Below are 21,008 nucleotides of genomic sequence, written 5' to 3' on the forward strand. Positions count from 1 at the left end.
TTTAGAGGTATTTCTTTAAAATTTTAATTTCTACTGGGGTACATTTTTTACTGTCGATCATAAATTTGGCTACGTTTTTAACCAGTTCATCGTCGGCAAGACCAAAATTTTCATTTTGATAATGTTTAACAATTTCCTTTTTATCTACTGCGAGATCTTTACTAAACCCTAAAAAAGCAGGGGTATAAAATTCGATTGAAAAGCGCATAAACCGGATTTCCATATTTTCTTTATCCATATCTATAGCCTTTTGCATCGTTTTAAGCGACCGGCTTACATATTTGATCTTGTTGTATGGATTCCAGGAGTGTTTTGCCTTCAACGCTTCTAAAGTGCCCGTGTAACCCGTAATTAACGCAGTTTTGTTGGGCAGTTTATTTAGCTTGGTAAATAAAGAATCGGTTAGTTTTGAGTTTTCTACCGCTTTAACCATATTGGTTTTCAGCACCGCAATTTCCTGGGTAGATAGCTGGGCGTAAGTGATATTGCTTGCTGCAAACAGCAGAAAAAATATAATGCGTAGTTTGATCATGTTTGGGCGCAAAGGTAAGAAAAGCTTAGCGCATTTGTTGTCACCGTCATCCTGAGCGTAGCGAAGGATCTCCAACCGATGAAACACTGAACGCTCAAACTACGCTACTTGCAAAAATATAGGCTCATTTAAGCAAATGCTAACGCAAAATAGATTCTTCACTGCGTTCAGAATAACAGAATATAGTTCTATTCTTTCCTCTCTCTGTCATCCTGAGTGCAACGAAGGATCCCTGACCGATGAAACACAGAACCAAAATTACACTCCCGATCAAGGTAAAATATTCATTTAAATTCTCGCTTGCTCAAAAGAGATCCTTCGCTGCGCTCAGGATGACAAAGACTTAGAAAAAAATATTTATTTTTAATAATGGATCACAACTACTTCGTCTATATCTTAACCAATAAGAATAAAACTGTGGTTTACACCGGAGTAACAAACAACTTAGAAGCAAGACTAAGACAACATATCGAAAACAAAGAAAATAAATTTGCCTTTACTTATAATACAACTGCCATTATCTTGTTTACTACGAACGATTTCAATATATTGAAAATGCAATTGAGCGTGAAAAAGAAATTAAAGGCTGGACAAGGGCAAAAAAGAATGTCTTAATAGAACTTGCTAATAAAAACTGGGATTTTCTTAATGATGCAATTGCTGAAGAATAGCACTTGATAATATTTTTTTGCCTTTACTGTCATCCTGAGCGCAGCGAAGGATCTCCAACCGATGAAACACAGCCCCCTCAAAACCCACACTTACCATCAATGCCGATGATTCATTTGCCAGTGCTAATACAAAACGGATTCTTCTTCCTCTACTGTCATCCTGAGCGCAGCGAAGGATCTCCAACCGATAAAACACAGCCCCCTCAAAACCCAGACTTACCATCAATACCGGTGATTCATTTTAGCCAATGCTAATACAAAACAGATTCTTCATTGCATTCAGAATGACAAATTCTTCTTCCTCCAATGTCATCCTGAGCGCAGTGAAGGATCCCCAACCAATGAAACACAGCCCTCTCAAAACCCAGACTTACCATCAATGCCGGTGATTCATTTTAGCCAGTGCTAATACAAAACAGATTCTTCATTGCATTCAGAATGACAAATTCTTCTTCCTCCACTGTCATCCTGAGCGCAGCGAAGGATCTCCAACCGATGAAACACAGCCCCCTCAAAACCCAGACTTACCATCAATGCCGGTGATTCATTTTAGCCAGTGCTAATACAAAACAGATTCTTCTTCCTCCACTGTCATCCTGAGCGCAGCGAAGGATCTCCAACCGATAAGATACTTAACCCAAAATTACACCTCGATCTAACCAATACTGTATTGAGGATTGTGCTCCTATTGGGCAGATTCTTCACTGCGTTCAGAATGACAAAGCCCTTTGAATGACAAAAAACAAAAACAAAACGCAATAAATTTCCTTTATTTACAAAATGGATAAAAAACCCAGGGTAACCGTTATTGGCGCCGGTTTTGCAGGCTTGGCTGCAGCTGCTTTACTGGCGCAGGATGGCTGTGAAGTTACTGTTATCGAAAAAAATGAAATGGCTGGCGGCCGTGCCCGGACATGGGAAAAAGATGGTTTTCTCTTCGATATGGGCCCAAGCTGGTACTGGATGCCCGATGTTTTCGAAAACTATTACCAACTCTTTAACAAAACAACAGCCGATTTTTATGAGCTTAAAAGGTTAAGTCCTTCTTACCGCATTTACTTTGGTAAAGATGATGCGATTGATGTGCCTACAACACGAGCTGATTTATATTCACTATTCGAACAAGTGGAACCCGGCAGCAGTAAAAACCTGCAATCTTTTCTCGATCAGGCAAAGTACAAGTACGATGTAGGCATGAACGAATATGTTTTCAAGCCCTCACACAGTGTAATGGAGTACTTCGACCCACGATTGGCTGTTAGCGGAATAAAACTGCAGCTTTTGGGCAATATGAGAAAACATGTACATCAATTATTTAAAAATGACCGGTTAAGGAAATTATTGGAATTCCCTGTTTTATTTTTAGGCGCCACACCTCAAAATACGCCAGCGTTGTATAGTTTAATGAACTATGCCGATCTAATTCTGGGTACCTGGTACCCAATGGGCGGTATGCATAAAATTGTAAACGCTATGCAAAAAATAGCTGAAGAGCAGGGCGTAAAATTTATCTTCAATACCGAAGTAAACAAAATAGTGGTTAAAAACGATATCGCTGAAGAGGTAATTACCAATAATGGCCGCTTTAAAAGCGACTTTTTTGTAGGCAATGCCGATTATCACCATATAGACCAACACCTTTTTGATGCGCCTTACCGCAATTACAACGAAAAATACTGGGATACCAGAACCATGGCCCCCTCCTGCCTGTTATTTTATATAGGCTTAAATAAGAAGCTCGACAATATTTTACACCACAATCTTTTCTTCGACGAGAATTTTGACCAACACGCTGAAGAAATCTACACCGATCCGCAGTGGCCAACAAAACCATTATTTTATGCTTGCTGTCCTTCGGTTACCGATCCGGGCGTAGCACCGGAGGGTTGCGAAAATCTTTTCTTTTTGGTTCCGCTTGCACCCGATTTAAAAGATAGCGAAAGCAAAAGGGAAGAATATTTTAATTTATTGGTAAACCGCTTCAAAAATTTAACAGGAAACGACATTAGTGATAACATTCTGTTTAAACGGAGTTATGCCATGAACGATTTTGTTGAGGATTACCATGCCTTTAAAGGAAATGCGTATGGATTAGCAAACACTTTGAAACAGACGGCCTTTTTAAAACCGAAGATGAAAAGTAAAGTAACAAATTTTTTATATACCGGACAATTAACCGTTCCAGGCCCCGGAGTGCCCCCTGCAATCATATCCGGGCAAGTGGTAGCAAAAGAAATAAAAAAAAAGTTAAAAAAAGCTTGACAAATTTAAAATTTCCCTTATCTTTATAACCACAAAACAAAAACACTGCAATTAAGCTTCAAAACACATAATCGTTCGGGGTTTGCATTTGTTTCGAAATAAGAGAGAAGGCGAATTGTTGAAAGAAAAAATAAGAATCAACTAACCAAATATATGATAAGCAAAAAGGCCTGAAGTTTCAGGCCTTTTGCTTTTTAGGGTATTTTGAGCACAGAATCCTGAATTTTTAACTAAGACTATAAATTACTGCCATAAATTAGTAGACCCGATAAAGTGGAAAGCCCACAGTGAGGAACGAAGCGAGGACTTGAAACGATAGCGGGAACACCCTAACCCAAGAACTACCGAACATTACTCTCTAAAAAATAATATTCTGCTATTTCACGACTCTTAATTTGAATCACAGCTGGAAAGATTGGTAGAATATTCATTGAAGATAATTTTGATGAGGCGTGCTTTAAGATTCCCGCCTGCGCGAGAATGACGCAACTCAAAAAATAACATCCAAAAAAAGGCCCAGATAAAATCTGAGCCCCTAGTTTTTCGATGGATGTATCTTAAGCCATTTCAGTACTGGCAATTTCTTTCGAATATGTTTTTAAATATTTTTTCAAGATTCCTCTGGCTACGTGGATACGTGTTTTTACCGTTCCGATTGGAATTTCTAACATATCGGCAATTTCATGGTATTTGTACCCTTCAAAATAGCGGATAAACGGTACATAATATTCTTCTGGCAATTGTGATAGGGCTTTATCAATATCGCCCAATACAAATTTACTCTCTGCCTGATTTTTAGTAGCGCTATATGAAAGGTTTGCAGAAGAAATATCTTCGCTTTGAGTAATTAAAGTATTGGTTTTTACTAAACGACGGTAGTTATTAATGAAAGTATTTTTCATAATGGTAAACAACCAGCCTTTCAGGTTCGTACCTTCCTTAAACTTATTATAATAAGTAATTGCTTTAAGCATGGTGTCTTGAACCAAATCATTTGCGTCTTCTGCGTCTTTAGTGAAATTTAAAGCATAAGATCTAAGTGATACCGAGTGATGATTAACCAGATGATTGAATTCAAATTTTGTCATGATATTTAGCTTTAGGTAGATTAAAACAAATTGTTGCTTATTCTATTAAACCTAAACAAACTTAGTACCAAAAATTTCTGGCACGGTGCCAAAAGCGTAAAACTATGCTACAGCAACTTTTCGTCACAGAATATTTACTTCTCGCTCTAAAGTGACTCCAAAAGTAGACTTCACACTGTCTATAATCTGTTCAGAAAAGTGATAGACTTCCGTGCCAGTTGCGCCGCCATGGTTAACTAAAACCAAAGCCTGGTTTTTCCAGGTGCCGGTATTACCTACAATTTTGCCTTTCCAGCCACATTGCTCAATTAGCCAGCCTGCTGCCAGTTTAATTTTATGATCTGCTGTAGGGTAATGCACCACATCGGGATGTTTGGCCACAACATCCGCAAACTCATGTTTGTCAATCACCGGATTTTTAAAAAAACTACCGGCATTGCCAATGGTTGATGGATCGGGCAATTTACTTACCCGGATATGCGATACCGCTGCAGAAACATCGGCAATGTTTGGATTTTCAATTCCCCTGGCCTGAAGTTCGGTTTCAATCGCACCATAAGAGGTATTAATCTTTGCCGCTGAAGATAAGCGGAAAGTAACCGAAGTAATAATGTACTGCCCTTTTAATTCACCTTTAAAAATACTTTCGCGGTAGCCAAAGCGGCAATCGGCATAAGTAAAAGTTTTAATTTTTCCCGTTTTGATTTCAAATGCGGCACAACTTTCAAAAACATCTTTCAGTTCTACGCCATATGCACCAATATTCTGTATAGGCGATGCACCCACCGTACCCGGAATTAGACTTAAATTCTCTATACCAGCAAAACCATGGTCAACACAATAGTTTACTAAATCATTCCAAACCTCACCTGCTCCCGCTGTTACATATACTTTATCTTCAATAATTTCAGATTTGATGCCTTTAATACTGATCTTGATGATCAGGCCATTGTAGTCTTGAGTGAACAACACATTACTCCCACCACCTATAATGAATAGCTTTTGAGATCTCACCACTTCATCCAGAAAAAGCGCTCTTAAATCATCCTCAGAAAATATTTCGGCAAAATAACTGGCCTTAACATCGATACCAAAGGAGTTGTATGGTTTTAACGAAATATTTTCCTGAATTTGAAGCATGCTGATTTTGTATTATGCTGCAAAAGTAAGAAATAATAGGTAGAGTAATTTAAGGATGTAGCGTTTGCTCCACAATTAATTTAAGGGGAAATTATTCTACAATCTTTGTAATTTCTTTATCAAATTTGAAATTTTTAATTACTGGCTGTGGCGCTTCTATTTTCACGCCAGAAAGTTTCCAGCCGACAAAAGTGGGTTTGGTTTTGGCAAGTTCCAGCAAACGGTACCTTTCTTTAGTCAATTGCGCACTGATTAAACCTACGCTATCTGATTCTGCCTGACTTAAATGTTCGATTTCACTTTCCAATCGGGCTAAAGTGGCATCCAGTTCATTTCCTTTTTTTATGCTATCGCCGTAAGCTTTTGGAGAAATGTTATAAAGGCTATCGAGTTTTGCATTCTCAAAGTCGAGTTTTTGCCCGCTTTTTTCGTACCCAGATTCTACGAGCGCAATTGCGCGATCTTGATCTGTCTTTGTTTTCTTACGGCATGATGTAATTGCCACTAATGATAAAAGTAAAGAGTAATAATAGATTTTTCTCATGGCATAAGTTTAATATACGAGCACAAGCACCTTGCCAGGAATAATTATTAAACACAATTCATTCAACCATTATTATTTCTTTTCTTCATCAATTTTCTTTTTAACTGCTTTTCCCTCCTTACTGTTTTTTAAACGGTTTGAGAGTGCTCCGTATAATTCCATTGGCGAACTAAAATCAAACGCCTTGAAAAAACCAGGGATATTGGCAAAACGTATAAAGTTGCCCACTTCGCTAAGTGCCACTGGCGAATCGGCATTTTGCTTAACGAAAGTTAACAGCTTCCGGTCTCTAAGTGCCTGCATGGCATCTTTTAATTGCTGAAGGTAAATTCCGCCTTCTATTATTTTTGCCGACTGCAAATTATAAGGGTTTTCGATATCCAATTTGATATCTTCAAGATAAATTGTTTTCAAATTAGCACTACCACCCACAAACCAAAGCTTCTGCTTTATTTTTGATTTTACTTCCTCTAAAGTGATATCCCCGCGTTCATCAAGAAAAATGAAACCGTCTCTTAATAAGTTGCCTTCTAAATCAGATGTTGCAGAAAGAAGAAAACGATTACCTTCCATTGGCCTCACCAAAAACAAATCTGGTTTTCCTGCAACCGGCGCAAGGCTAACCAGATAAGCAAATTTTGAATTTTTAGGCTTTTGAACGATCCCTTCTACAGTGAATTTGATGGTTTGTGCGTGCAGTGAGCCTACAAATAGTAGTGCAAAGCAAAAAATAAGTTTTCTCATCAGCTTTATATTTACAATATAAATATAAAACTAATTAGTTAGTTAAAAAATATATTAATCATTTTTTATTAAGTTTTTCCTTACAAATAGTAACCCAAAAGCTTTTCCTCTTTCCTTTCCCCTATTTTTATGATGGATTTTATGCGCTTTCCGCACAGCCTGTAAATAAGTATTATTGCTTTTGAAGGTTTTAAACCTGCGGTGCACAAACCAATCGTGCACCACAAAATAAACCATACCGTATAAAGAAATGCCCAAACCGATAAAAAACCTGTAACCCAAATCATCCCGATCGATATACATTAAAAACAAAGAGAGCGCAGCAAACAGTAATGCAAAAACATCATTCCACTCGAAAAATGATTTTGCCTTTTGGTGATGGCTTTTATGCAGAAACCACAGCGGACCATGGAATAAATACTTGTGTATAAACCACGACAAACACTCCATCACAACGACGGTAAATAATACAGTTAAAACATTAAAGAATAATGACAAGATTTCTAAATGATTGGTTTGTAAAGATATATAAACAGCCGAAGAATTAAAAATGAGTCATAGAATTGTAAGCTTAATGCGCTTTTCAACAAACATTTCATGACAAATCATTTTTTAGCACTATTTTTGACTAAAATATTAAAAAAGTCAGAAAGTAGAAAAGTAAAATGATTGTAGCCGATAAAAAGAGAGAGCAGATTATTGATGGTGCGATAAAACGCTTTATCCATTTTGGAATTGGTAAAACCACGATGAATGATATTGCAGAAGATCTTTCCGTTTCCAAACCATCGCTTTATTATTATTTCCCGGATAAAAAACATTTAATTATAGGCGTAATAGAAAGGGTATTCCACGATTTTTTTGAACTAATCAAAAAGAAATACAATCCCGATCTTCCTTTGGAAGAAATTCTTTTTAGCACTATAGACGTTAGAAATACCTTTTTCCAAAAATATTACATGTTGAGGATTACAGAAGGTATCCCTGATTTATTAAATGATGATGTAATAAAAGGTAAACTGCATGCGCTTAAAAGCTCTGAAAAAGAATTCTTTGCAGAAATTTTTAGCCGCGCAAAAGAAAAAGGAGAGATAGAGCATGAGGATACTTTCCACGTTGCCGAACTTTATCTGGAAAGTTTGATGGGCCTTTGTACTATGTGTATAATGGAAACTGGCAAGGACCTTTTCCCGGATAAAAAAGCATTTAATAAAATGACGCTGAAGCAAAAAAACCTCACCACCATATTTGTAAGAGGTTTAAGATGCGCAGATTGAAATAAAAACTTAAAATAGATAAGAACCCAAAAACAAAAAACAATACATTATGCTTAGAGTAAAATTGGTAAAATTAATGCTCCTACTACTAATCGGCTCGGTTTTACCACAGCTGGTAGTTGCACAGCAGCAGGTTACCTTAAAAGATGCGCTGACCTATGCGCTCCAAAACAATACTAAAGTCCGGAATGCGAAACTGGATATTGAAGGCGGAAGATATAAGGTAGAGGAAGTAAGGGCACAGGCTTTACCTCAGCTTACAGGAAATGTAGGCTTAACCTACAATCCTATTATTGGCCAATTGGTTGCTAATTTCGGCGGACAAACACAGGCGATCAAATTAGGTCAGAACTGGAATTCAACTGCAGGTGTTCAACTTTCGCAACAGTTATTTAACCAACAGGTTTTTACCGGTTTACAGGCTGCAAGATCGAGCGAAGAGTATTATAACCTTACTTCGCAATTAACGGAAGAGCAGATTATCGAACTGGTTGCCAACAATTACTATCAGGTTTTGGTAAACAGACAACAGCTTAACGTAATCGACACTAATATTAAAAATGTGAAGATTGTAGAGAAAATTGTTTCGAATCAGTTTAAAAATGGTTTGGCCAGAAAAATCGACGTTGACCGTATCAATGTTAATTTAACTAACCTCACTACACAACGTGAACAAACCATCAACGCGATTACACAGTTGGAAAACCAACTGAAGTTTTCGATGGGTATGCCGGTTTCTACACCAATTAACCTGCCTGCTACCGAATTAACAGAGGTAACTACACTGCCTGTATTTACAGATTCTATCGATCTGGCCAACAGAACAGAGGTTAAGCTTTTGAACAATCAGGATAAACTTTTATCACTGCAAAGAAAAGCTTACGTTGCCGAATACTATCCATCACTGGCTTTAACGGGTAATTATACGTATTCAAGCCAAAGTGATAGTTTCGATTTCTTAAAATCTAATGCTGCTGCAATCGGATATGGTGCATCAGCGGTTGGGCTAACTTTAAAAGTGCCAATTTTTAATGGATTTTTAACACGTTCAAAAATCCGTCAGGCAGATGTGAACATTAAAAAAGCACAGGAAAGCAGAAAAGAATCTGTAAACTCTTTAAATCTGGCTTACGAGAATGCTAAAATACAGTTGCGCAACAACCTTAACACCATTAAATCGCAACGTAAAAATGCTGATTTAGCTCAGGAAATTTACAAAAGCACACAGAACAACTATAACAATGGCTTGGCCTCTTTAACCGATCTTCTGGATACAGAAAATGCACTTACATCGGCACAGAACAGCTATACGCAGGCTTTATTGAATTACAAGATAGCCGAAATACAATTAATAAAATCAAACGGAAATATTAAATCGCTAGTACAATAGAAATGAAAAGAGTAATTACCATAATTATCGTAGTTGTTGTTGCCCTTGGTGCAATAGCTTATGTTTTAAGCAACAATAAAAAGAAGAATGAAGAGAAAACTGCTTTCATTGCTAAAGGTGGTGGTGCTGTTGCCGTTCGTGTTGCTGAAGTAGAGAGAAAAGCTGTGAATTTAGATTTTGCGGCTAACGGAAACTTTGTTCCAAAGCAAGAACTAAATTTCTTATCAGAAAATGCAGGTCGTGTTACCGCCATTAATGTTGATGAAGGTGACCGCGTGAGCAAAGGTCAGGTTTTGGCACGTGTTGATGCAGAAATTATCAATACGGATAGAGAAACTGCTGAAGCTACTTACCAGAATGCGGTAAGAGACGAGGCCAGGTACCAAAGCTCATTCCAAACTGGTGGTGTTACGCAACAACAGTTAGATCAGGCTAAATTGACTACCAGAAATGCTAAACTTCGTTTACAGGCTTCGCAAAGAAAATTAAGTGATGCAAACATTAAATCGCCAATTAACGGTATCGTAAATAAAAGATACATTGAGGTTGGTGCATTTGTAACCGCACAAGGTACCCAGTTATTCGAATTGGTTGACGTTTCTAAATTAAAACTGAAAGTTAACGTAAACGAATCGCAGGTTGCCAACCTTAAAATCGGAGATCAGATTGAAATTAAATCATCTGTTTTCCCGACTGATAATTTCTCTGGAAAGGTAACTTTCATTGCTGCTAAAGCTGATGGAACTTTAAACTTCCCGATTGAAATTGAGGTAGACAACAGCCATAAAAACACCTTAAAAGCGGGTATGTACGGAACAGCAATATTCAAATTCCCTAAACAGGCACCAAGCATCATTATTCCACGTACTTCTTTTGTGGGTAGTGTAAGCAGCAACCAGGTTTTTGTGTTGGATAAAGCTAACAATACTTCTAAAATCCGCAATGTTGTGGCTGGTCGTATTTTGGGCGACAATGTTGAAATTCTTGATGGATTAAAAGAAGGTGAAACTGTAATCATCAGTGGACAGATTAACTTAACTGAAGGTGCTCCGGTGAGTATCGTAAAATAAGTTAAAGGAATTTAGTCGGCTTTTAAAAACGCGATACGCCAATCGCAAAACGCAATACTAATTAAAATGAAGATAACAGATATATCTATAAAAAGGCCTTCGCTGGTGATTGTGGTGTTTACCGCACTTACTTTGCTGGGGCTATTAAGTTACTTTTCGTTGGGTTATGAATTACTTCCAAAATTCTCTAACAACGTAGTATCTATTTCGACCATCTACCCTGGTGCTTCACCAAATGAGGTTGAAAATACCGTAACCAAAAAGATTGAGGACGCGGTATCATCGATGGAAAACATCAAAAAGATCAACTCTGTATCGTTTGAGAGTTTATCAACCGTTACCATCACCTTAACTGATGCAGCTAACATCGATATCTCCTTAAATGATGCACAAAGAAAGGTAAATGCCATTCTTTCTGACTTACCAGAGGATGTTAAAACACCATCATTAAGTAAATTCTCACTTGATGATTTACCGGTAATCACCATGTCTGCTTCGGCAAATATGGATGATATTACCTTTTATGACCTGATCGACAAACGTATTGCCCCGGTAATTTCGAGGGTAAGCGGTATTGCACAGGTTAACCTGGTAGGTGGTTCAGAGCGTGAAATTCAGGTTTCATTAGATGCTGATAAATTACAAGGATATAACCTTTCAGTTCCTCAGGTTCAGCAATTAATTCTCTCTTCTAACCTGGATTTCCCTACCGGAAGTGTTAAAACTCAAAACCAGGATGTATTGATCCGTTTATCGGGTAAATACAGAAGTATGGAAGAGTTGAGAAATCTGGCTTTAACAACATCAAAAGATGGAGCACAGATCCGTTTAGGTGATGTAGCTGATGTTCAGGATTCGCAAAAAGAAACCGAAAAACTGGCCCGTATCGATCGTAAAGCATCTATCGCTATTCAGATCATTAAACAAAGTGATGCGAATGCGGTAGAGGTAAGTAAAGGTGTACACGCCATTATCGCTAAACTTAAAAATGAATACGCAGCCAACAAGCTTGATATCAGAATTGTTAACGATAGCTCAATTTTTACCTTAGAATCTGCAGATGCGGTAATCCACGATTTGATCCTTGCGGTTATTTTGGTGGCCTTCGTAATGCTTTTCTTCCTGCACAGTTTACGTAATGCGTTAATTGTAATGGTATCTATTCCGGTTTCGTTAATTGCTACGTTTATCGGGATCAGCTTATTCGGCTTTACTTTAAACTTAATGTCGCTATTGGGGCTATCACTCGTGGTAGGTATCCTTGTGGATGATGCGATTGTGGTACTGGAGAATATCCAGCGACACATGGAGATGGGTAAAAACAAAGTAAGGGCAGCATCTGATGCGACAAGAGAGATCGGTTTTACGGTTGTATCCATTACTTTCGTAATTGTGGTAGTGTTCTTCCCTATTGCGGTAAGTACCGGTTTGGTTTCGAACATCCTTCGTCAGTTCTGTATTGTGGTAATTATTGCAACACTACTTTCATTAGTGGCTTCATTTACCATTGTTCCATTGATCTTCTCACGTTTTGGTAAGTTAGAACACATCGAAGGCAAAAATATATTTGGCCGTTTTATCCTTTGGTTCGAAAAACAGTTAAAGAAATTTACCCTTTGGATTACCAGCATTTTAACATGGTCTTTAAACCATAAAGCACTTACTTTGGTTGCCGTTGTGGTGATGTTTTTAAGTTCATGCGGATTATTGGTGGGTGGTTTTATCGGTTCTGAGTTCTTCCCTAAATCAGATAAAGGCGAGTTCTTAGTACAGTTGGAGTTACCGAAAGATGCTTCACTAGAACAAACCAACTTCTTAACACAAAAAGCAGAAGCTTATTTAGATAAACAACCAGAAATTACCCAGTTAATTACTACTGTTGGTCAATCGACAGGTGATTTTGGTGGTACGCAGGCAACAGCCTACAAATCGGAAATCAACGTAAAACTTGTTGAGCGTGATGAGCGTAAGGGTGTTTCTTCAGATATTTTCGCCACTAAAATGAGTCGTGCACTGGCAAAAGAATTAGTTGGTGCAAAAGTAAAAACCGTTCCGATCAGTATTTTGGGTATTGCAGAAAATGCACCGATCCAGTTGGTGGTAATGGGGTCTGATTTAGATAGTGCTTTGAAATACGCTGAAGGTGCGCAAAAAGTGCTTGCTTCTATTCCTGGTGCTACCGAGATTAAATTATCGGTAGAGAAAGGTACACCTGAGATTAACGTTCAGGTGGATCGTGATAAGATGTCGGCTGTTGGCTTAACATTACAAACGGTGGGTTCTACCATGCAAACAGCGTTTGCGGGTAATACCGATGGTAAATATAGAAAAGGTGAGTACGAGTACGATATCAATATCCAGTACCAGAACTTTAACCGCCAGAACATTGACGACGTACGTAACCTGATTTTTGTAAACGCTGATGGTAAACAGATTAAATTATCACAGTTTGCAACGATTACAGAAGGTTCAGGACCAAGTCAGTTAGAGCGTTTAAATAAATCTACTTCAGTATCTGTTAAGGCACAATCAATCGGTAGACCAACAGGAACCGTGGTTGCTGAGTTCCAGGCAAAACTGGAAGAAATGCAAAAAAATGGTAAGCTAAAAGCACCAGTTGGCGTAAGTTATAGCTGGGCGGGTGATCAGGAGAACCAGAGCGAAGGTTTTGGTACTTTGGGTATTGCCTTATTGGCCTCTATCATTTTGGTGTACTTAATCATGGTTGCCCTTTACGATAGCTTTATTTATCCATTGGTGGTAATGTTCTCGCTTCCGTTAGCGGTAATTGGGGCATTATTAGCACTGGCTTTAACCAACAACTCAATCGGTATCTTCACCATTTTAGGTTTGATTATGTTGATGGGTCTGGTAGCGAAAAACGCGATTATCCTGGTCGATTTTACCAACCACTTAAAGGCTGAAGGTAAAGAAACCAAAGAAGCACTTGTATTGGCCAACCATGCACGTTTAAGACCAATTTTAATGACAACCATCGCCATGGTATTCGGTATGCTTCCAATTGCATTGGCAAGTGGTGCAGGTGCTGAATGGAAAAATGGTTTGGCATGGGTTATCGTAGGTGGATTAACCAGTTCGTTATTCTTAACCTTAATTGTGGTACCGGTAGTGTACTTAATATTCGATAGAATGTTAGAGCGCTTTGGTTTCAACAAAAAAGGAAAAACCATTGACGAATTAATGGAAGAGCCATACGATCATAAAGATGTAAATGAATACGATTTAGATCACGGACATTAATCAACATCCATATTAACAATCAATTAGCCCCGACCCAAAATCGGGGCTTTTTTATGGAATTATTTTTAAAAATCACTAGCCATGGTTCGTATTTCCACAAGCAATGTCATTAAGTTAAGCCGCGCGGTTGTCAATCTGAGCGTAGTCGAAGACTTATAAAGGATGATCAATTTAAAGTAGATGCCCTTCGACTACGCTACCATTGACGTTATTTTGTAATTATTTATTAATGAGCATTTTACGGAACTATACATTTCCCGTCCAGCCAGGCCAAAGCACCACATCTCCGTTCTACTTAAATCCGGCCTAACAAATTTTTCGGGCTCTACTGACCCTGCCACCCTACTGGCTTTGAAAGAAAAATTTTCAGCCGGCATTTTTTGTTTTTTCATCAGTATTTATGTTTTTAATGGTATTCAAGCTAGCTTCGCTGGTCTTTTTGATGCCAAAAAGAAAGAGCCCTTCGGCGGCGGCGAGCCGAGGCAAGAATGTGCAGTGGGCAGAAAATAATCAATTGAATACGTCATTTATATCGATTTTTATGAAATAAATTATCCCTCGGGGTGACAACGATTTTTGATTTTCCTCTTAATTTAACAACATTGCTCCACAGACCACTTATTTTTGCGACGGAGAGCTCAGATAACACGGAGAATTATATCTAAGTTCTACCTTCAATAAATCTTATTTACCAAATAACCCTACGCCATGGTTTGTGTCTCCACGAACCATTTCAATTTTTACCATAGAGAACTCAGAAAACGCGGAAAAGTATACTTAAATTACTTGCTTTTGCCCCTGCGCAGATAATTCTACAATGCTGTATTCAAACAAATTATGCACTCACATTGTATATTAGGGATATGTTCAAAATCATTCTTAGCCTATTCCTGATCTGTTCTACCCTTCTTGTAAAAGCTCAGCATCCACCTGTTTTTGCTGCCATGAGTACCGATTCGAGTTTTATTAAACTTTGCAATTTGGATATCACCTTAGTAAAATACAGCTATAAACCCAACGGCGTAAAGTTTTTGGTGGTACATGATAATGAAGATACTGGTGTAAAGGCTGGTTTTGATTATATCCGTTGGTACGGCGGTGAACTGATCGACAGTCAGTACGGAGCGGTGAGGGATTATTATTTCAGCTATATGGACGACCAGTATCGTATTGATCCCAATGCGATATATACCGAAGTGGGTGTAAATACAAGGTTAAAAAAAGACCGGTTTAGCTCTAACGAAGTTGAAAAAGCAATACTAAGCGCTGGTAAACAGATCGTCGATTTTTACGACCCAAAAGCTACAGGTTATTTTTTAACGCTTCATAATAATGCTGATGGTGGTTTTGGCATCTCATCTTATTTGCCAGGTTATGACCTAGCCAGCACAGCTGATTCTGTTTACATCAACTTCCAGATGGATGGCGACGATCTGATTTACGTAACTGAGCCAAGATTGTTCACGAGCTTAAAAAAAGCAAATGTAAATGTAATCCTGCAATCTAAATTCGCCACCAACGATGGCTCGCTTTCAGTTTATGCCATGCAAAATAATATACCTTATATCAATGTTGAAGTACAGCATGGTCATCAGGAAGAAAATTTTAGACTGATAGAACTCGCAGTAGCTGCACTCAAGGAACATGGAATAATCAGGAAAGAATAGATAAGACATTGAAGAAAATTTAAGCTTATTATTCTATCGGTTGGTGTTTTAATGACCAAAATAAATTAAGACATACTTAGCATCTTAAAATTTGGAAATGAACATACAGTGGTTCTTGGAGGTTTGCAGTCCCGCTTTTCATTACTTCCGATGAAACCTGTGAGACAAGCAAGCATACCAAAAACTAATAAACAACAATGCTTAAATCGGAATCATTACAATCGGGTTTAGGAACTGGGGTTCTGCACCCTGCAAACCTTAAAAATAAAACACTGTATTGGCCACCTAGCCCCGGTTGAAGCGGTACCCTGTAGCAACGAGGTACGAGGAAGCAAAGCGTACAAGCGTAAAACGGGAAGAAATTTATTTTTTTGTACTGACCTTGCGCTTCAAATGATCAATATATTTTTAAGGAATGAAATCTTAGTTTATAGCTTTTATTTTCGTGACCAAAAAAGTAATGAGCAGACCAAAAACAGAAATAATCCCGAAAGAATAACGTAAACTCGATAATTGCGAAACATAACCAATTAAAGGCGGACCAAACAGGAAAGCAAAATACCCGATACTCGAAACCATGGTAATGGCCTTACCTGCAGGCACTTTTTTATTGTTACCTGCAATACTATAAACCATGGGTACGATGCTGGAAACCCCCAGACCGATAAGCATAAAACCAAAAATAGCGACAATAATATTTGGGAATATTACGGCCAATGCCATACCAATTGATATAATGGCCCCGCTGATTTGCAACAGGTTTTTCCGCCCGAATTTACTGATCAGATAAACACCTAAAAACCTTCCGCTGGCCATCATGAACATAAATGAAGCATAACCGATAATAGCCTTATTATGGGGCAATTTCACTACATCTTCAAAGTAAATGGCGCTCCAATCGAACATCGTTCCTTCGGTGGCCATACTGCAAAAAGCGATAACTCCCAACAATACTAAAATACCTTGTGGCATGGTAAAGAATTTTGTTTTCTCTACAGGCACATCAGGTTTATTATAATTCAATAATTTTTTTGAGCTAAATGCCACATTGGTTAAGGATATTAAGGCGATAATCCAAAAATGGGTGTACATCCCTAATTTTAAATTCACCATCCCCAGTGCAATTAATGCCCCTGTTAAATTCCCAATGCTCCAGGCCCCATGGAAAGAACTCATAATTGGCTTGCCATAATAATTTTCGCCAGCAACACCCTGCGTATTTAAGGCGATATTACAAAGATTACCAGTAATGCCAAACAGCACCAAAAAAGCAGCCAATTGCCAGCCAGTGCTTGCTAAGGCCAAAAAAGTTAAAGCAATTGCATATAATGGAGCAGTTGCCCTGAGCATTTTTTTACTACCAAAATGTGTGGTGAGTTTTGCAGAAAAAAACATGGTAATGATCTGCCCTGCAGGCAATGCAAAAAGAATAGATCCTAATTCTGCATCATTTAAACCCATCGAAGCTTTAAAAGTGGGTATTCTACTAGCCCAACTTGCAAAACAGACCCCCTGCATAAAGTAAAAGGCTGATATGGCTAAACGGACTTGTTTTGGAGAGCTTTGTGCTAATACAGGCTTATTTTCTTGGTTAACTAAAATTTCCTTGTCTTGCGTACTTTCTTCCAAAATTGATGTTTTAAATAATAGATTAAGCTGCAAAGTTCCTTAAATCTATTGGAAATACCGACTATTTTTTGATTTTATATTAAAATATTTGCAATGATTAGGGTTAAAATGTTAAATTTTCCATTTTTCCTGTTCGTAAGCACTGTCCCAAAACATCCATTCGAGCCGGGTTGCCATTTCAAAAGCAACTAACATTTTCTCCTGGGTTTCGGCATTAGCCTCTGCTGCCAATTGGTTGGTAATGCCGATTGCTTTTTCTACCGCAGTAGCAAACTCTGCTCCGGCATACATATCAATCCATCTTTTATAGGGATTTTGATCTCCTGTTTGTTGTGCGAAAATATAATCCCCAACAGCTTTATAAATCCAGAAACAAGGCAAAACAGCTGCCGCAGCAACTTCAACATTGGCATAAGCCGCCTGACTAAGGATATAATTGGTATACAAAAGTGTAGCAGGTGAAGGCTCCACTTTATTTGGTAAACCAAATTCTACAAAATAACTTTCGTGTAAACTCCGCTCGGCAAAAATTGCCCCTGTAGAAAACCCGGCGAAAGCCATAACCAGTTCTGCATCCTGCATACGGCCACTAATTGTGCTTAGCGTTCTACCAAATTCTAAAAGGTAATAGGCATCCTGTGCTAAATAGAAGATAAACTTTTCTTTAGGCAAGGTACCATTGCTCAGCTCCGTATTAAAGGGCATGGTTAAAATTTTGTTATAGATGGGTTTAACCCGTTCCCAGGCCTGTTTGCTCCATTTCATTGTACAATTAATTTTAGGGGATTAAAAAAATGATTTAAAGGTCCGTTGCCTTGCCCTGTTTTTACTTCGCTGCCAGCTTGTAAAGCATTACTGATATAGTTTTTTGCATTTTTAATTGCAGATAATAAATTGTTGCCCTTCGCCATTTCGGCAGCTATAGCTGATGATAAAGTACAGCCCGTTCCATGCAGGTTTTTGGAAGAAATAAAGGCACTTTCTAAAACCACCGGAATTTCAGCACCAGAAATGAGCACATCGTAAATAATCGGTCCAGCCAAATGACCACCTTTTACCAAAACTGCTTTTGCGCCTTTTCCGACAATTTTCTTGCCTGCCGCTATCATATCATCGAGGTTATGGATTTCTTGTCCCGAAAGAATTATGGCCTCATCTATATTTGGGGTAACCAGGCTTACCATCGGGAACAATTTTTCGATCAATTGGTTAACGGTATCGGGTTCGATTAAGCGGTGACCACTGGTGGCCACCATTACCGGATCTAAAATAACAGGAACGGATTGATTGTAAGCTTTTAGTTCTTTTTCAATTACCTGTACCACTTCAGCACGGTTAATCATTCCGATTTTAATGGCTACGGGCAATATATCTTCGAGTACGGCTTGCAATTGATCTTTAATCATTTCGTCAGGAATACCATGTACCGACCTCACTCCCATTGTATTTTGTGCGGTTACCGCAGTAATGACAGAAGTACCAAAGCAGCCCAAAGCAGAAAAGGTTTTTAGATCGGCCTGGATACCAGCCCCACCTCCACTATCAGAACCGGCTATGGTTAATACATTAATATAATTCATAAAAAAGACTACGTTTTGTGATATAACTTCAGGAGTCTTCAAATGCAGAATGCATGATATGCAAATGTGCAGACAAACTAATTTTCCTACGCCGGCATTATCCGGATCAGGTTCATTTGAGGTTGATGACTGGAGGGTTTTAAGGCTGAAGGACATTACCCTCTACCTTTTTACCTTCTACCTTTGACCTCAAAATGGGTATATTCTCAGCCAACGATTTGAAGGCACCCCTAAAGTTTTATTTTATAGTGCAATATAAGGCTTAAATTTTGATTCCTTCAGGAAAAAGGAAAATGAGAGATCTTTTAAATAAACCATGAGCTGGAGGTAACTAATAGATTTCTCCATTTCGCTACCGATGAAAAACCGGCAAGCTTCAGTTGAAATGACGAAAGTTGCTAAAACAAAAAAATCCCGGTATAAATACCGGGATTTTTTTTTATACGTGTAACTCAATAAGAAGATACTGAAACAAGTTCAGCATGACGGCAATTGTTAAATATGTATCGCCCTGTTATCAGTTGCAGCAAGAGCTGCTTCTTTTAATGCTTCGGTATACGTTGGGTGAGCGTGGCAGGTACGTGCAATATCTTCAGCAGATGCGCGGAATTCCATGGCAATAACTGCTTCAGCAATCATATCAGCAGCACGTGGCCCGATCATGTGTACGCCTAAAACTTCATCAGTAGCAGCATCAGCCAAAACTTTAATGAAACCATCGGTATCCATACTCGCTTTCGCACGTCCGCTGGCTTTGAACGGGAACGAACCTGCTTTATATTTTACGCCTTTTTCCTTCAATTGCTCTTCGGTTAAACCTACAGAAGCAACTTCTGGCCAGGTATAAACCACACCAGGGATTAAGTTATAATTGATATGTGGTTTTTGGCCGGCAATGGTTTCGGCAACATAAGTACCTTCATCCTCTGCTTTGTGCGCCAACATGGCTCCTGTTATAACATCACCAATGGCATAAACACCTTTAACCGAAGTTTCTAAATGCTCGTTAACCGGAATTTTTTTACCTCTTTCTTCTACGGTGATTCCGATTTTATCTAAACCTAAACCTTCGCTATAGGCGGTACGGCCAACAGCTACGATACAGTAATCAGCTTCTAAAGAAATGGTTTCGCCTTTTGGTGTTTCAGCAGTAACGGTTACGGTTTTACCTTTCGTGGTAGCGCCGGTAACTTTATGGCCCATGTAAAACTCCATGCCTAACGTTTTCTTTAAAACACGTTGAAGTTCTTTACCCAAACCAGCATCCATAGTGCCGATGATAGATGGTAAAAACTCTACAACAGAAACTTTTGTACCTAAACGGGCATAAACCGAACCTAATTCCAGGCCGATTACACCACCACCGATAACCACCATCGTTTTTGGTACTTCTTTAATATTTAAAGCTTCGGTTGAAGTAATGATGCGTTTTTTATCGATAGGTAAAAATGGTAAAGCTGTTGGTTTAGAACCTGTAGCAATGATTACGTTTTTAGCAGACAAAGTTTCGGTAGAACCATCAGCTTTGGTTACCAGGATGGTATTTTTATCTACAAAAGAACCCACACCTTCGAAAGAATCGATTTTGTTTTTCTTGAACAAATAAGTGATACCAGCTGTATTTTGAGCAACAACATCGTCTTTACGAGCGATCATTTGTTTCATATCAACTTTTAAATCTTTTAAGTTGATACCGTGAGTAGTAAATGTATGGGCAGCGTTGTGGAAATGCTCTGAAGAATCTAACAAAGCCTTAGATGGGATACAGCCTACATTTAAGCAAGTACCTCCAAAAGTTTTATATTTTTCTACTACTGCAGTTTTTAAACCTAACTGAGCACAACGGATTGCGCCTACATAACCGCCCGGCCCTGAACCGATAACAACGACATCGTATTGCATAATTTCTTGATAATTTTAATTAGCCAAATGTAGGGAAAAAAGGCGGAAAGCTGAAAGCGAATGGCTAATTGAAATGGTTCGGTATTTCATAATCAATGGCTGAAGATCAATAAAATGGCTTATTAAAGCCCAAAAGTCCATTGGTTTGATGAGCGTACAAAACATTTTACTTTCAGCGTATAAAATGTTCTGATAAACTCAAACCAAATGGACTAAAGAGACTGTTTTGGAGTTGGGAGATTGGCGTTTGG

Annotated in this window: 18 protein-coding genes and 1 riboswitch; of the genes, 8 read left to right on the forward strand and 10 right to left on the reverse strand. The window is 38.4% G+C overall.

Annotation, left to right across the window (positions count from 1 at the left end; translation table 11 throughout):
• Position 1: 1 nt before the first annotated feature.
• Positions 2–532 carry a hypothetical protein gene (locus tag U859_RS0103420; protein ID WP_025142032.1) on the reverse strand — a complete coding sequence of 177 codons (531 nt, stop codon included), beginning with the start codon at positions 530–532 and terminating at the stop codon, positions 2–4.
• A gap of 369 nt (positions 533–901) precedes the next feature.
• Here U859_RS0103420 and U859_RS30250 point away from each other — a divergent pair, with 369 nt between their 5' ends.
• Both U859_RS30250 and U859_RS0103435 read left to right on the forward strand, forming a co-directional pair.
• Positions 902–1,147, forward strand: coding sequence for a GIY-YIG nuclease family protein (locus U859_RS30250; RefSeq protein WP_240183003.1), 246 nt, complete (start codon positions 902–904; stop codon positions 1,145–1,147).
• 836 nt (positions 1,148–1,983) lie between these two features.
• Positions 1,984–3,465, forward strand: coding sequence for a phytoene desaturase family protein (locus U859_RS0103435; protein ID WP_025142034.1), 1,482 nt, complete (start codon positions 1,984–1,986; stop codon positions 3,463–3,465).
• Positions 3,466–4,022: 557 nt separating this feature from the next.
• Here the strand turns inward: U859_RS0103435 and U859_RS0103440 are convergent.
• From U859_RS0103440 to U859_RS0103460, 5 genes are all read right to left on the reverse strand, one after another.
• On the reverse strand, positions 4,023–4,553 hold the full coding sequence (locus tag U859_RS0103440) for an RNA polymerase sigma factor (protein ID WP_025142035.1): 531 nt from the start codon (positions 4,551–4,553) through the stop codon (positions 4,023–4,025).
• A 123-nt stretch (positions 4,554–4,676) separates the two neighbouring features.
• Complete coding sequence (gene murB, locus U859_RS0103445; RefSeq protein WP_025142036.1) at positions 4,677–5,693, reverse strand: UDP-N-acetylmuramate dehydrogenase; 1,017 nt, start codon at positions 5,691–5,693, stop codon at positions 4,677–4,679.
• 91 nt (positions 5,694–5,784) lie between these two features.
• A complete protein-coding gene (locus U859_RS0103450; protein WP_025142037.1) occupies positions 5,785–6,237 on the reverse strand; it encodes a hypothetical protein in 453 nt (150 codons plus the stop codon).
• A gap of 72 nt (positions 6,238–6,309) precedes the next feature.
• Positions 6,310–6,981 (reverse strand): hypothetical protein, encoded by a 672-nt coding sequence (locus U859_RS0103455; protein ID WP_025142038.1) that lies wholly within the window; start codon positions 6,979–6,981, stop codon positions 6,310–6,312.
• Positions 6,982–7,035: 54 nt separating this feature from the next.
• On the reverse strand, positions 7,036–7,479 hold the full coding sequence (locus U859_RS0103460; RefSeq protein ID WP_025142039.1) for a sterol desaturase family protein: 444 nt from the start codon (positions 7,477–7,479) through the stop codon (positions 7,036–7,038).
• A gap of 167 nt (positions 7,480–7,646) precedes the next feature.
• Between U859_RS0103460 and U859_RS0103465 the strand changes: the two genes are divergently transcribed.
• From U859_RS0103465 to U859_RS0103490, 6 genes are all read left to right on the forward strand, one after another.
• Positions 7,647–8,258: a TetR/AcrR family transcriptional regulator gene (locus tag U859_RS0103465; RefSeq protein ID WP_025142040.1), complete on the forward strand. Its 612-nt coding sequence runs from the start codon at positions 7,647–7,649 to the stop codon at positions 8,256–8,258.
• A gap of 76 nt (positions 8,259–8,334) precedes the next feature.
• Entirely contained in the window at positions 8,335–9,648 is a 1,314-nt protein-coding gene (locus U859_RS0103470) for a TolC family protein (protein WP_240183004.1), read from the forward strand.
• Between the two features lie 2 nt (positions 9,649–9,650).
• Positions 9,651–10,718, forward strand: a complete 1,068-nt coding sequence (locus tag U859_RS0103475) for an efflux RND transporter periplasmic adaptor subunit (RefSeq protein ID WP_025142042.1) — start codon at positions 9,651–9,653, stop codon at positions 10,716–10,718.
• Between the two features lie 66 nt (positions 10,719–10,784).
• The gene (locus tag U859_RS0103480; protein ID WP_025142043.1) at positions 10,785–13,979 is read left to right on the forward strand and encodes an efflux RND transporter permease subunit; all 3,195 of its coding nucleotides are present in this window, start codon (positions 10,785–10,787) and stop codon (positions 13,977–13,979) included.
• A gap of 351 nt (positions 13,980–14,330) precedes the next feature.
• The gene (locus tag U859_RS31915) at positions 14,331–14,489 is read left to right on the forward strand and encodes a hypothetical protein (RefSeq protein ID WP_162799847.1); all 159 of its coding nucleotides are present in this window, start codon (positions 14,331–14,333) and stop codon (positions 14,487–14,489) included.
• A 353-nt stretch (positions 14,490–14,842) separates the two neighbouring features.
• Positions 14,843–15,646 (forward strand): hypothetical protein, encoded by an 804-nt coding sequence (locus U859_RS0103490; protein WP_025142044.1) that lies wholly within the window; start codon positions 14,843–14,845, stop codon positions 15,644–15,646.
• Between the two features lie 423 nt (positions 15,647–16,069).
• On the opposite strand, the gene U859_RS0103495 is transcribed toward U859_RS0103490, so the two are convergent.
• The 4 genes from U859_RS0103495 to lpdA form a co-directional block, all read right to left on the reverse strand.
• Positions 16,070–17,275 (reverse strand): MFS transporter, encoded by a 1,206-nt coding sequence (locus U859_RS0103495; RefSeq protein WP_025142045.1) that lies wholly within the window; start codon positions 17,273–17,275, stop codon positions 16,070–16,072.
• 111 nt (positions 17,276–17,386) lie between these two features.
• Positions 17,387–18,040: a TenA family protein gene (locus tag U859_RS0103500; protein WP_025142046.1), complete on the reverse strand. Its 654-nt coding sequence runs from the start codon at positions 18,038–18,040 to the stop codon at positions 17,387–17,389.
• Complete coding sequence (thiD, locus tag U859_RS0103505) at positions 18,037–18,855, reverse strand: bifunctional hydroxymethylpyrimidine kinase/phosphomethylpyrimidine kinase (protein WP_025142047.1); 819 nt, start codon at positions 18,853–18,855, stop codon at positions 18,037–18,039. The genes U859_RS0103500 and thiD overlap by 4 nt, the downstream gene beginning before the upstream one ends.
• Positions 18,856–18,921: 66 nt before the next feature.
• A riboswitch (TPP riboswitch) is annotated at positions 18,922–19,097 on the reverse strand.
• A gap of 253 nt (positions 19,098–19,350) precedes the next feature.
• Positions 19,351–20,757: a dihydrolipoyl dehydrogenase gene (gene lpdA / locus U859_RS0103510; RefSeq protein ID WP_025142048.1), complete on the reverse strand. Its 1,407-nt coding sequence runs from the start codon at positions 20,755–20,757 to the stop codon at positions 19,351–19,353.
• Positions 20,758–21,008 lie beyond the last annotated feature (251 nt).

Source organism: Pedobacter jeongneungensis, assembly GCF_000633455.1.
Taxonomy (GTDB): domain Bacteria; phylum Bacteroidota; class Bacteroidia; order Sphingobacteriales; family Sphingobacteriaceae; genus Pedobacter; species Pedobacter jeongneungensis_A.

What these genes read in the sequence shown, in the direction of transcription:
- U859_RS0103455 (WP_025142038.1), bottom strand. Translation starts at nt 6,981, where the DNA reads ATGAGAAAACTTATTTTTTGCTTTGCACTACTATTTGTAGGCTCACTG.
- thiD (WP_025142047.1), bottom strand. Translation starts at nt 18,855, where the DNA reads ATGAATTATATTAATGTATTAACCATAGCCGGTTCTGATAGTGGAGGT.
- murB (WP_025142036.1), bottom strand. Translation starts at nt 5,693, where the DNA reads ATGCTTCAAATTCAGGAAAATATTTCGTTAAAACCATACAACTCCTTT.
- U859_RS30250 (WP_240183003.1), top strand. Translation starts at nt 902, where the DNA reads ATGGATCACAACTACTTCGTCTATATCTTAACCAATAAGAATAAAACT.
- U859_RS0103475 (WP_025142042.1), top strand. Translation starts at nt 9,651, where the DNA reads ATGAAAAGAGTAATTACCATAATTATCGTAGTTGTTGTTGCCCTTGGT.
- U859_RS0103490 (WP_025142044.1), top strand. Translation starts at nt 14,843, where the DNA reads ATGTTCAAAATCATTCTTAGCCTATTCCTGATCTGTTCTACCCTTCTT.
- U859_RS0103420 (WP_025142032.1), bottom strand. Translation starts at nt 532, where the DNA reads ATGATCAAACTACGCATTATATTTTTTCTGCTGTTTGCAGCAAGCAAT.
- U859_RS0103450 (WP_025142037.1), bottom strand. Translation starts at nt 6,237, where the DNA reads ATGAGAAAAATCTATTATTACTCTTTACTTTTATCATTAGTGGCAATT.
- U859_RS0103435 (WP_025142034.1), top strand. Translation starts at nt 1,984, where the DNA reads ATGGATAAAAAACCCAGGGTAACCGTTATTGGCGCCGGTTTTGCAGGC.
- U859_RS0103465 (WP_025142040.1), top strand. Translation starts at nt 7,647, where the DNA reads ATGATTGTAGCCGATAAAAAGAGAGAGCAGATTATTGATGGTGCGATA.
- lpdA (WP_025142048.1), bottom strand. Translation starts at nt 20,757, where the DNA reads ATGCAATACGATGTCGTTGTTATCGGTTCAGGGCCGGGCGGTTATGTA.
- U859_RS0103470 (WP_240183004.1), top strand. Translation starts at nt 8,335, where the DNA reads ATGCTCCTACTACTAATCGGCTCGGTTTTACCACAGCTGGTAGTTGCA.
- U859_RS0103500 (WP_025142046.1), bottom strand. Translation starts at nt 18,040, where the DNA reads ATGAAATGGAGCAAACAGGCCTGGGAACGGGTTAAACCCATCTATAAC.
- U859_RS0103480 (WP_025142043.1), top strand. Translation starts at nt 10,785, where the DNA reads ATGAAGATAACAGATATATCTATAAAAAGGCCTTCGCTGGTGATTGTG.
- U859_RS0103440 (WP_025142035.1), bottom strand. Translation starts at nt 4,553, where the DNA reads ATGACAAAATTTGAATTCAATCATCTGGTTAATCATCACTCGGTATCA.